Genomic DNA, 12,128 nt, shown 5'->3' with positions numbered 1-12,128 from the left:
CTTGCTTGACCACTCTGAATTTAGACTGAGGGCATCGACTTGATTGTTACGCTATTTCAAGCGCTCTCATATTCTACCGATCTTCTGCCCACCCCATTTAAGGCGCGTTGCGAGGTCTCAATCGTTTCGGCTCAGAAGAGGCTTTAGGCTGCGGTTCTGAAGAAGGCTTGCGTCGCGATCGCCGATTCACAGAGTTGGGAGTCGGCTGAGAGGTCGAGACAGGTTTGGCTAAACGTCGCTCAGGCAACGAAACTACTTCTGCTTCGCTGCTTTCTCGTGCCACTCGAATCAAAAGTGCCGCCGAGATCAAGCTAGAAATCATCGAACTGCCGCCATAGCTAAAAAACGGCAGAGGTAATCCTGTAGTGGGAAGCGCCCCAGTCGCCACGCCAATATTCAATAGCGATTGACCCACCATTAAAATCATGATGCCGATCGCCACTAGTCGCTGCACGGTGGTTCGAGCTTTGCGGGCAACTAGGAACGCCAGCGTGCCATAAATTAGCAGCAACATCAGCAGCAAGATGCTGCCAACCAAGCCAAATTCTTCGGCAAAAATGGCAAAAATAAAGTCAGTGTATTGGATGGGTAAATAGCCCATCTTTTGCTGCGAGAGTCCGAACCCTGTGCCAAAGGTTCCGCCTGACCCGATCGCCAATAAACTTTGAATTAACTGATAGCCATCTTGTGACGGGTCAGCCCACGGATTGATGAAGGACATGATCCGCTTGCGCTGATATTCTCGCAGGCTGATGCTCAATGTTGCCAGCAGCAACCCACCCCCGGCAGTACACCACAGATAGATGTAGGGCAACCCCGCAGCTAGGGCAATCAGCCAGAGCGTAATCCCACACAGGGCAGCGGTGCTGAGGTTTGGCTGAAGCAAAATGCTGACCAGCATGACGCAAAAGATGCTCACCCAGGTGATACGGGTTGTCCAAGAAAGCCGCTCCCACTGCCCAAAGATGCGCGCCGACTGCAAAACCAGAAAGGGTTTGATTAGCTCTGAGGGTTGCAGAAGAAAGGGACCGATCGCAATCCATCGCGCACCGCCTCCGATCGAGGTGCCAACTCCTGGCAGCAGAGTGATCAAAATCACACCCAAGAAGATCAGCAGAAACCAATCAGCGATCCCTAAAACATAGCGCAGGGGTGCATGAACGAGAAGGTTAAACCCCACCATGCCAATCAAAACAGCCAAAGCTTGCCGCTTGATGTAATATAGCCCGTCGCCAAAGTCGGCATCTCCGACGGGGTAAGAGGCTGAAAACATCACCACGAGTCCGACGAAGAGCCAGAGAAAGGTCAGCCACCGCAAAATGCGAGCTTCTGCGGCCCAATCTTGAGCCGTCGTATCGAAAAAAGGAATTAATTGGCGCAACTTCACAGCGATCGCTCTCCAGTCACAGGCGGCACCTCAAAGGTGAAGGTGTCAGGTTACAGGCGTTAATGGCAATTGGCATCCGAGTTAACCCTTAGTTAGAAAATTCGACCCTGACTAATCGATACTTCAGGTCTATCGATTTCTGATTTCTGCTTCTAAAGGGTCTACATCGTCTCTGAGAAGTAGGGTTAGTCGCCCTGCGTAAGCTAGACCTTCGGGTGTTTGGGCAATTTCTAACCAGTAGGCGTATCGGCTACCTCGACGGAGTTCTCCTTGCAGCGATGCCAACAGAGGATTGTTTTGGGCGATCGCCTGCTGAATGGTGACTTGACTGGGATAAGTGTAGATAATTTGGGCGCGATCGAAGTCTTGAGCAACCTCTAAGCCATAAATTGCTCTTAGGGATTCTTTAAGGCGTTCTTGGGTGACACCGTTTCGCATATCAAATAATGTCAGGCGTTCGCTGCGGATGATCCCCGCGTTGGGAGACTGTTTGATCCGACTTGGGGACAGCAGTGAGGCTTCAAAGGTGAATCGTTGAGCAGCCGTATTACTTTTCGTGACCAAAAACTTCTCACCTCGACTAGGGCGCAAGGTTGAGTTCGCCTGCATCCATGCCGCCACTTCTTTGGTGGTTTGTCCAGGTAGTGCCCTGGCTGGGTTGGCTCCTAAAATTAGCAGAAGCAGAAGTCCAAATCCTCCAAGTCCTAACAGTGAGCCAAATCGAATTCCGTTCATCTCACACTCCACCGCTACAAACAGATAGTCTTCTCGATCGCTAGCAATTCAGCCTTGATAATCTAGGGCACGATCGCCACTTTTACGACTTTGCGCTGCTTCATATCTTGAAACACCTGCTCTAAGTTCTTTAAAGGTTGGTGATCGCTGATCAGCAACTCAAACGGAACAGTGTGACTCGCAATGAGGGCAAGCGCAGCCCTAACAAACTCAGGCGTATTGTGGAACACCCCTTTTAGAGTCAGTTCATTGTAGTGGAGTTGTTCGGTGTTGACGGTAATTGTTGTGTCACGCGGGCAGCCGCCAAACAAATTGACGGTGGCACCTGGGCGGACACAGGCGATCGCCGTTTCCCAAGCAGATGGAACGCCCGTCGCCTCGATCGCGATATCTGCGCCCCAGCCATCGGTTAAGTCACGAACTAAGTTCGGCAAATCGGGCACTTGCCGATAGTTAAATGTTTTAGCCGCGCCAAATTTTTTGCCAATATCCAACCGAGAATCACTGCCGCCAAACAAAAACACCTCGGCAGATTGTTTTGCCAAAGCGGCCACAAACATTAGCCCGATCGCACCATCCCCTAACAGCACGACCCGATCGCCCGGTTTGACATTTGATCGTGCTACACCGTGCAGCACACAGGCTAATGGCTCAGTCATCGCTGCCATCGCATCTGATAAACCCGCCGGGACTGAGAGGAGATTGTGTTGCACGATCAGCGCAGGAACCTTGAGATACTTTGCGAAAGTGCCGTTATTAAAGGTCAGATTAGTGCAGAGAGAAAATTCTTGACGCTGACAAAAAAAACAGGTCATGCACGGGGCAGAATTATTGGCAACGACACGATCACCGACGTTCCAACCAATCACGCCTGCTCCAAGTGCCACAATTTGCCCGGCGGCTTCGTGCCCAAACAGAGTCGGCGGCTTCAGCATCTTGGCATGTCCGCCTCGTCGCCAAACCTTTAAATCGGTGCCACAGGTGGTGGCGGCTCCAACTTCGATGACAACCTCCCCGTCAGCCGGAGTTGGGTCAGGAACGGTTTCTAAACGGAGGTCTTCTTGACCATAGAGGAGGGCTGCTAACAAAGCGATCGACTCTCTGAACTGATTGCTCCAAAATCTTATCCCAATTTGATTTACGCAACCGATTTGTAGGAGCATCGCACTGCTGGGCCCTCTCGTGATCGTTCTATTTTGCAGAGACTCGATAATGGCTGGCAATGTAGTTAAAAAATCGGAAGTAATCAGCAAATTTTTGGTTTGGGGTACTGCCGCGCCAATAATAGCGGGTTCCTTCGTGCACCAGAGTCAGCGTTAACGAACTTGATTCTGCGCCAATCTTTGCATCCAGGTTTCCCGGCACACCCTGTAGTGTTTTGAAATTGAGAGGAGCCGGGATGGACGGCTGCTTTTTACGATCGCGCATAAACGATCGCTCATAAGCTGCCCAGCCGCGAATCTCTACGTCTGGATTTTGGGGATCACCAAACGCAATTCCATCTCGGTTTTCTGGTGGAATCGACATCACCCAGCGATCGGGATAAGGAAACTCAAACCCAAACCGCTCATTTTTATAAATTTTCCAAGTTGTGCTTGAGGTCGAGTCATTTGAGCCACAGCTCATCAGAAAAACCGTCAAAACCAGTCCTAGCGAGAACTGTACGATATGGGATTTGCGAATTAAAGGCGAGAGATTAATACTCATTTGTAAACGAATGTAACAATAATGCTGTCATGCTGGCTTAGCATCTTGACAGCTTCAGATATAACCCATATCTTTACTGATATACCCGGGTAAAACGACCGAGAGTCCTATGCAAGACAAGCAAAAAGTCACGTTGTATCTTCCGCCAGAACTGCACCGTCAGCTAAAAATTAGAGCGGCTGTCGCTGCCGAGGCAATGTCAGCCCTAGCAGAAAAAGCCCTTATTTTCTACTTGACTCACCCTGAAATGGTTGAGCAACTAGAAGGAGTTCACGGGCAAGCTCACCGGATTTACAACTGTCCTGAGTGTACGTCTCCCGTCACTCTTAAGGATGGTGAAATTGTTGCTTTAGGCAAGCAATCTGGTGTAACTGTCGATGACGAGCTTCCAGTTGGTAAGCCTCAGAAAGTCGGTTCTGCTGCGGGTAATCAAGGAGAGGGCGAACTCGTCCCCTGCTAATGTTTTTAATTTAAAGGTTCTCACTGCTCTCGTTATATTCACTGCTCTGTAGTGCGCTTAACTAAAGTTTGAGAAAATCTTATTCGATCGGTCTGAGCCGTTTCTTATGGGTTCGGTGGTTATGCAAGAAGAGCTAAACATTCTCATACAAGCTCAATATCCTCTAATCTACCTGGTGACCTCAGAAGAGGAACGGGCTGAACAGACAATCGCGACGATCGCCCAAGCCAAGCCTCTCCGTCGAGTCTTTCTCTGGACGGTCACTCACGGAATCGTTGAGTATGGTCAGCCCCGCAACGTCACTCAACACAATACGGTTTCCCCGGAAGCTGCGATCGAGTGGGTGATGAGGCAGAAAGAGCCAGGCATCTTCGTCTTCAAAGACCTGCACCCGTTCATTGACTCACCTGCCGTAAATCGGTGGCTGCGAGATGCGGTTGCTAGTTTCAAAGGCACTCAGAAAACTATTTTGCTGATGTCTCCGGTGCAAACAGTGCCGATCGAGCTTGAGAAAGAAGTCGCGGTCATTGATTTTGCAATGCCCAGCATGGGAGAGCTAAATCAAGTTCTCACGCAGCAGTTAGATCAAAATAAAACCCGTCGCATCACAACCGAGACTCGCGAAAAACTTTTAAAGGCTGCCTTAGGGCTGACGCGAGACGAAGCGGAAAAGGTTTATCGTAAAGCTCAAGTCACAGCAGGTCGCCTCACAGAGGAAGAAGTTGATATTGTTCTCTCTGAGAAGAAGCAACTGATTCGTCGAAACGGCATCCTGGAGTATATCGAAGAAGACGAGACGATCGAGTCTGTCGGTGGGCTTGAAGAGCTAAAGCGCTGGTTAAAGCAACGCTCTGACGCATTTACCGAGCGGGCTAGAGAATATGGTCTGCCTCAACCTAAAGGAATGCTGATTCTAGGTGTGCCGGGTTGTGGTAAGTCACTGATTGCCAAAACCACGTCTAGACTTTGGGGTTTACCCCTGCTGCGCCTAGATATGGGACGGGTTTATGACGGCTCAATGGTGGGTCGATCGGAAGCCAATCTCCGCAACGCTCTAAAAACTGCCGAATCAATTTCTCCAGCCATTCTCTTCATCGACGAGATGGACAAAGCCTTTGCGGGCAGCACTGGGTCGGCTGACTCAGACGGTGGCACCTCAAGCCGGATCTTCGGATCGTTCCTCACTTGGATGCAGGAAAAAACCTCTCCTGTGTTTGTGATGGCAACCGCCAACCGTGTAGAGCGTCTTCCCGGAGAGTTTCTCAGAAAAGGACGTTTCGACGAACTCTTCTTTGTCGATCTGCCCAACGCCGAAGAGCGGAAAGACATTTTCAGAATTCACTTATCTAAGCGTCGTCGAGAAATCGAGCGATTTGACTTAGATCAGCTAGCCAATGTCTGCGACGGCTTCTCTGGTGCCGAGATCGAGCAAGCATTAGTCGCCGCGATGTATGAAGCATTCGCGCAAGACAGAGAGTTTACCCAGTTGGATATCATTGCGGCAAGTCGAGCCACCATGCCGCTATCCAAGACCATGACCGAGCAGGTAACAGCCCTACGGGATTGGGCTAGGCAGCGAGCGCGACCTGCTGCGTCCTCAGTCGCCGAATATCAGCGACTTGAGTTCTAGAAGCTTTCTCCTGCTCCCACAGGAGGAAAGACTAGCAGCAAATCTCTGCTAGTGGTTTCAAAAGAGCAATTAGCCATCAGTCATCTCTGAGCGCTAAGAGCGAATAGCTAACTAAACGTTGTTGTTGTTTTCAAATTTCCACGGAGGAAACCCAATGTCTCACTTTAGCACTCTGCGCACCAAGATTACCGACGCTGAAATCCTCAAGTCCTCTCTGCGTGACCTGGGCATCAACGTCAAGACCGAAGCTGACGTTCGTGGCTATAACGGTCAGCGCGTTCGCTCTGACATCGTTGCCATTCTCGACGGCGAATATGATTTGGGCTGGTCTCGCAATGCTGATGGTTCTTTCGACTTGATTGCTGACCTCTGGGGTGTTGCTAAGAAGCACAACCAGACCGAGTTGATCAACTCCATCAACCAGAAGTACGCAGTTAACAAAACCTTGTCTCAAGTCAGTCGTCCTGGTCTTCAAAACGCGAACGTTCAAGTAGTTCTGCAAAACTAGTCTCTCTGCGCGTTCCCAAGCTGACGGGTTAACCATGAGGTTAGCCCGTTTTTTTGTGCCAAAATAGCACTGCTGCCGTCACTGATCTGCCATGAAGCCCTTGGACAAAGACTTAGATATTAAGATTCGATCGCTGCTACGATCGTGTGGACAGCAAGCAAAACAAATGGCAACAGAAGGGCTGCAAGTCTTTCAAAAGGGGCCGGGTGATTTTGTCACGAATGTCGATCAGATGCTCGATCGCCAACTCACGGCTGAATTTTCTGCTCTGTTTCCTCAAGACGGCGTGATCACTGAAGAGAATGCAGCATCGAGACAGCGCTTTCAAGAACGTTATTCGCGGCTATGGTGTATCGATCCGCTCGATGGCACGGATGATTTCATTCACAGGCAGAAAGACTATGCGGTCATGGTCGGACTGCTGGAAAATGAATATCCGATCGCAGGTTGGATCTATGCACCAGAATCCGACATGAGCTATTTTGGGGGCAAGGATCTGGGCTTATGGCAAGCGATCGGAGACATGGCTCCTGAGCCGATCTCGATCGGTGAACCCAAATCTTCGGGCGCTCAAACCGTGGTCATTGGCGTTAAGGATCGGCACCATTTTGGAGATGCGATCGCGGATAAAGTCCCAGAGATCAAATTTGGCTTTTCTCAAGGAAGCTTTGGGTTGAAGGTGATGAATGTGATTCTCGGTCACGCTGGAATGTATCTTTATCTGAATGGGCGAGTGAAGATTTGGGATACTGTCGGGCCATTGGCGTTAGCGAAGACCGCAGGATTGGTCTGCTGTGACTTAGATGGAAATCCGATCAGCTATGCCCCTGATGCGATGGATTTAGAAAGTTTGGCACACCAGCAATCTATCGTCATTGGTTGGGCATCCTATATAGAGTCGCTGTTGCCTAGAATGAGGGCTGCGATCGCCCAGATCCTCCAATCTGAGCAATCACGATTGTAGAGAGGGAGCCCTAAGGCGTTTTTTAATTTCTCAACACCGTTCTATCCTGAAGATCTTTTCATGCAGACCGAAGTTTTCAGTGAGCTTTTTCCCTTACTCGCGGCGGCAAACCCAGAAACGCTTGACTGGCTGTTGTCTGTCGCCACCGAGCATGAATACCCCAGTGACAGAGCCGTCTTAATGGAAGACGCTTGGGGTAATGCCGTTTATTTCGTGGTTTCTGGCTGGGTAAAAGTACGTCGTCACTCAGGAACGGGTGAAAATGTCTCGACTCTGGCGATTTTGGGTCGGGGTGACTTCTTTGGCGAAATGGCAATTTTAGATGAATCGCCCCGATCGACCGATGTGATCGCCCTCTCAAACGTTCGTCTGATGAGCATCTCGGCTCAACGATTCATTCAAACCCTATTCAAAGATCCTCAGTTGCACCATCGAATGCTGCAACTTATGGTCAAAAGACTTCGCCAAACAAATATTCGGTTTCAACTCCGCAATCAGCCGCCTGCGATCAAACTTGTGAATACGTTGGTGTCTTTGGCTGAAAATTACGGTCAAGAGTCGAGAAACAGCACTGATATTTTTAACATCCCGCCTAAAGATTTTTCGGATGTGGCGGATATTAGTGTTGAGGACACCACGAAGATTTTGGAGAAGCTAGATAGCAAAGGATGGATCAAGATAAATCCCAGTCAGCAGGTCATTCATCTAATAAACTTAAAGCAGTTAATGAGCTTGATTGGTCGGAAGTGAATTTACCTAAGCCTCGCCCCTTCAGCCTTTCTTATCAGGTGTCGATGTCTCAGCCAGAGTCGCATCTGTTTGAGATCACGCTCTATGTGCGAGGCTGGGAGCAGCCAACGTTAGAGTTGAGAATGTCCGTCTGGACTCCCGGCTCGTACCTAGTGCGGGAATATTCTAGACATTTGCAAGATTTTGCGGCTCGTGGAGAAGCGGCACTTTCGTGGCGTAAGGTGCAAAAAAATCACTGGCAGATTGACACTCAAGGCACAAGTGAAATCGTGGTGCACTATCGCATCTTTGCCAATGAATTAACCGTGCGAACTAATCATCTAGACGAAACTCACGGCTATTTTAATGGGGCAGCGCTCTTTCTCTATGTGCCAGGTTTTGAGAAACAATCGATTCAAGTCGAGATTGTTTTGCCGCGATCGGACTGGCACATCGTCACGCCACTTCCAGCAGTGCCGGGACACCTCAACACTTTTGAAGCAAAAGATTTCGACACATTAGTAGACAGTCCCTTTGAGATTGGGCATCACCAAATCTACCCATTTGAGGCGATGGGAAAGCCCCATGAATTAGCGATTTGGGGACAGGGAAATGTTGACCCCGATCGCATCATTCACGATACCCAAAAGATTATTCAAGTCGAAGCTGAGTTGTTTGGGGGATTGCCCTACGATCGCTATCTCTTCTTACTGCATCTCACCTCTAGCGGCTTTGGTGGGTTAGAGCATAAAGATAGTTGTTCGCTGATTTATTCGCGGATGGGATTTCGGGCGAAGGATAAATACGATCGCTTTATGCAACTCGTCGCCCACGAATTTTTTCACCTGTGGAACGTGAAGCGAATTCGTCCCAAAGGGTTAGAAGTATTTGATTATGAGCGAGAAAATTACACACCATCTCTCTGGTTTAGTGAAGGAACGACGAGCTTTTATGATCTGATTCTTCCTTATCGAGCGGGAATCTACGATGCGAAGACTTATCTAAAATCCTTAAGTCAAGAAATTACGCGCTATCTAATGACTCCGGGGCGACTCGTGCAACCGTTGAGCGAATCTAGCTTTGATGCCTGGATTAAGCTTTATCGACCCGATGCCAATAGTGCCAATTCTCAGATTTCCTATTACTTGAAAGGGGAAATGGTGACTCTGTTGCTTGATTTAGGAATTCGGATCAAGCATGGCAATGAGCGATCGTTTGACGACGTGATGCGCCAGATGTGGAAGCAATTTGGAAAAGATGAAATTGGCTTTACGCCTGAACAACTTAAAGCCACGATCGAGTTAGTTGCGGGGTTTGATCTGACCGATTTCTTTAATCGCTATATCGAGGGTGGAACCGAAGAACTTCCGTTTGATGAGTATTTGGCTGGGTTTGGGTTGCGCTTGCAGTCAAATGGCGAAAATGACGATCGTCCGCCTCATCTCGGCGTAACTATCAAAACAGAACACGGGCGCGAGATGATCAAATCTGTGGAGTTTAGTTCTCCAGCGCAGCGAGCAGGAATGGTTGCTGGAGATGAATTGTTAGCGATCGACGGCTGGCGAATCGGCGCAGATCAGATCAACGGTCGACTAAAAGACTATCAACCGGGCGATACGATCGAGGTTGCCGTTTTTCATCAAGACGAGCTGCGAGTGCGATCGGTGACGCTGGCGGCTCCTCAACCCAATCATTATCAAGTTTTGGCGATCGAGCAACCGTCTACAATTCAGCAGCGCAATTTTCAGGGTTGGTTAGGGGTGCCGTTGATCGCAATATAGGGACATGGCATGCCGTGTCCCATCGTGCCGTGTTCCTACGCGATCGGTAATTGCACTACAAACGTGGTTTTTCCCGGACAGCTTTCGACGTGAATCGCGCCTTCTAATCGCTCAACTAGCTTTTTCACCAGCGCCAATCCCAACCCGGTTCCGCCATGCTTCCACGGGTCACTATTGGGAATGCGATAAAACTTGTCAAAAATCCGATCGTGCTCACTGATCGGAATCTCAACCCCCGAATTGCAAACGCGAACCACAACAGCCTCCGATTCACTTTGATCATCCACAGATGCAGAAATTGAGATCTGCTCACCTACGGGCGTATATTTGCAAGCATTATTGAGCAACTCTGCTAACGTTCGCTCCAAATAAGATAGGTCAGTTTTCACGGTTGGCAGGCTGGCAGCAATCTCTATTTCTAACCCTTGCTGCTGATTGTGGGCACGAGCTAAAAATGGCTCCACAGCTTTAGGAAGCCAAGACTGTAGAGACACTTCGCTCAGAGTTAAAGACGTTTGCTGCGAATCTAACTGGGCGAGATCTAGCAAATCATCAATCAAGTTAATTTCACGCTGACACTCATCTTTGAGCACTCGAAAATAGCGATCGAGCGGATTTTCCCGCGTCTTAAACATCCCCAAATCGCGCAGAATAATGTCTAACATGTGAATTGCCATTTTGATGTTTGCCATCGGAGTCCGCAATTCGTGAGACACCGTGCTGAGAAAGTCGTCTTTGAGACGATTTAGCCGCTCTAGTTCTTTCACCTGTGCCTGAGCCGCCTGAAAGAGACGCGCTTGACGAATCGCGATCGCGCACTGATTGGCAACTTGCTGCACTAAGCGAATGTCTTGATCGTTAAACTCATAAAAAGACTGATTAACCAGCCACAAATCGCCCAAAACCCCATTGTCGTCCAAGATTGGGCAAGCAAACATCGATACGGTGCCCCGCTCTGGGTGAGCTAACAGAGAGCAAAATTGGAAGTGATGACCCTGCAAAAGTTGCTCATAAATCTCTGGAAAATCTGCCAGTTGAGAGACTTTGCCCATCGAAGGCGGAATTCCGGCTGCATATTCATAACGAATGGTTGAGGTGCCCTGTTCGATATCAAAAATTGCCGCATTACAGCAGCCGACACCGAGCCGTTTTGCTAATGCTTTGACCGCACTTTCAAGAATCTGATCTTCATCAAGAGAGTCTCTGACCTGATCAGTAATTTGTTTCAGCGTCGCCTCAAAATCGTAGGCGAGTTGAAGTTGAGCCGTTCGCGTTTGCACCTGTCGTTCTAAATTGATATTCAATTGCTGAACTTGGCGATGCAGTTCGGCTTGTTGAATGGCGATCGCTAATTGATCCACCACATCACACACCAGTTCAACGTCTGACTCTTGCCAGGGTAAAGAAGCCTTTCGCAGTAAATTTAAGCTACCCCACAGCGCACCATCCACCTGAAGGGGCACAATTAGCCACGACCCAGCCGTCGTGTCAGCTAATCGATCGAGCGAGTTTGCATCCTGTTTGTGATGGCTGATGCGAATAATCTCTAATTGCTTTAGGCGAGTTGCGATCGCATTTCCCTGATCAGGAACCGTCATCCCCAACAAGCTGGGTGAGTTGACATCGATATCATAGTCAGACACATTTTGCCAAATCTGTTGGTCTGGCAAAAATTGCATAATGCCAACGCGATCGGCTTGCAGTAACTCGACAAATTCTGTGGTTGCGGTCGCAAACACAGTCTCTAAATCAAGCGAGTTACGAATAGTCTGAATCACCCGATTCAGGGCTTTGCTGCGCTGAATCTGTAACTGATGCTGTAGAACTTCGTTTGCCAGTTCTTGGTTGGCGCGAAGAAGTTCGGCCGTGCGTTCTTGCACCTGTTGCTCTAGGTGAGTGTTGAGCGTGTGCAGAGCGGCTTTGGTGTGTTTACGATCGGTAATATCCATATCTACTGAAGCTCTACCAATCGGTTGACTCATCTCGTCGTGACAGTTCCCTGAGTATCTCCAAAAGTTTTATATCAATGTTTAACTAGAAATACTGTAATGTTAGAAAAAATTCAAGTAGTAAATACTACATTTATTTGTTAAGTTAAGACCGTCTAAGAGTTTGTACGGAGAATTCTGAGAAACTTAACGCCAACACTAACGTAGCCTAAAAAAACTGGCGTTGGATTCAGTGCTTTCACTGAGGGAACAAAATCTTTCTTTATTAATATGTGTTC

The 12,128-nt window shown here is 48.8% G+C and carries 11 protein-coding genes; 6 read left to right on the top strand and 5 right to left on the bottom strand.

Annotated features, from left to right (window positions below):
* Nucleotides 1-97: 97 nt before the first annotated feature.
* The 4 genes from BRW63_RS17000 to BRW63_RS16985 form a co-directional block, all read right to left on the bottom strand.
* Nucleotides 98-1,387 (bottom strand): FtsW/RodA/SpoVE family cell cycle protein, encoded by a 1,290-nt coding sequence (locus BRW63_RS17000; protein WP_181314414.1) that lies wholly within the window; start codon nt 1,385-1,387, stop codon nt 98-100.
* Between the two features lie 129 nt (nt 1,388-1,516).
* Complete coding sequence (locus tag BRW63_RS16995; RefSeq protein WP_073073201.1) at nt 1,517-2,122, bottom strand: hypothetical protein; 606 nt, start codon at nt 2,120-2,122, stop codon at nt 1,517-1,519.
* 62 nt (nt 2,123-2,184) lie between these two features.
* Nucleotides 2,185-3,210 carry a zinc-dependent alcohol dehydrogenase gene (locus BRW63_RS16990; protein ID WP_073073293.1) on the bottom strand — a complete coding sequence of 342 codons (1,026 nt, stop codon included), beginning with the start codon at nt 3,208-3,210 and terminating at the stop codon, nt 2,185-2,187.
* A gap of 103 nt (nt 3,211-3,313) precedes the next feature.
* On the bottom strand, nt 3,314-3,829 hold the full coding sequence (locus BRW63_RS16985) for a hypothetical protein (protein ID WP_073073200.1): 516 nt from the start codon (nt 3,827-3,829) through the stop codon (nt 3,314-3,316).
* Between the two features lie 109 nt (nt 3,830-3,938).
* Between BRW63_RS16985 and BRW63_RS16980 the strand changes: the two genes are divergently transcribed.
* The 6 genes from BRW63_RS16980 (at nt 3,939) to BRW63_RS16955 (ending at nt 9,901) form a co-directional block, all read left to right on the top strand.
* Nucleotides 3,939-4,289, top strand: a complete 351-nt coding sequence (locus BRW63_RS16980; protein WP_073073198.1) for a hypothetical protein — start codon at nt 3,939-3,941, stop codon at nt 4,287-4,289.
* Between the two features lie 121 nt (nt 4,290-4,410).
* Nucleotides 4,411-5,919 carry a stress-responsive protein Ycf46 gene (ycf46, locus tag BRW63_RS16975; protein WP_073073289.1) on the top strand — a complete coding sequence of 503 codons (1,509 nt, stop codon included), beginning with the start codon at nt 4,411-4,413 and terminating at the stop codon, nt 5,917-5,919.
* A gap of 154 nt (nt 5,920-6,073) precedes the next feature.
* Nucleotides 6,074-6,427 carry a DUF1257 domain-containing protein gene (locus tag BRW63_RS16970; RefSeq protein WP_073073196.1) on the top strand — a complete coding sequence of 118 codons (354 nt, stop codon included), beginning with the start codon at nt 6,074-6,076 and terminating at the stop codon, nt 6,425-6,427.
* Between the two features lie 91 nt (nt 6,428-6,518).
* Nucleotides 6,519-7,391: a 3'(2'),5'-bisphosphate nucleotidase CysQ family protein gene (locus BRW63_RS16965; RefSeq protein WP_073073194.1), complete on the top strand. Its 873-nt coding sequence runs from the start codon at nt 6,519-6,521 to the stop codon at nt 7,389-7,391.
* Between the two features lie 60 nt (nt 7,392-7,451).
* Entirely contained in the window at nt 7,452-8,141 is a 690-nt protein-coding gene (locus BRW63_RS16960; protein ID WP_073073192.1) for a Crp/Fnr family transcriptional regulator, read from the top strand.
* The gene (locus tag BRW63_RS16955) at nt 8,138-9,901 is read left to right on the top strand and encodes a M61 family metallopeptidase (RefSeq protein WP_073073186.1); all 1,764 of its coding nucleotides are present in this window, start codon (nt 8,138-8,140) and stop codon (nt 9,899-9,901) included. Before BRW63_RS16960 ends, BRW63_RS16955 begins: the two co-directional genes overlap by 4 nt.
* Before the next feature lie 35 nt (nt 9,902-9,936).
* On the opposite strand, the gene BRW63_RS16950 is transcribed toward BRW63_RS16955, so the two are convergent.
* The gene (locus BRW63_RS16950; protein ID WP_083583013.1) at nt 9,937-11,883 is read right to left on the bottom strand and encodes a sensor histidine kinase; all 1,947 of its coding nucleotides are present in this window, start codon (nt 11,881-11,883) and stop codon (nt 9,937-9,939) included.
* Between the last annotated feature and the right edge of the window lie 245 nt (nt 11,884-12,128).

The organism is Phormidesmis priestleyi ULC007 (genome assembly GCF_001895925.1).
Classification (GTDB): Bacteria; Cyanobacteriota; Cyanobacteriia; order Leptolyngbyales; family Leptolyngbyaceae; genus Phormidesmis_A; species Phormidesmis_A priestleyi_A.
Note: the sequence above shows the minus strand (reverse complement) of the source record. Positions and strands in the feature narration are given on the sequence as shown.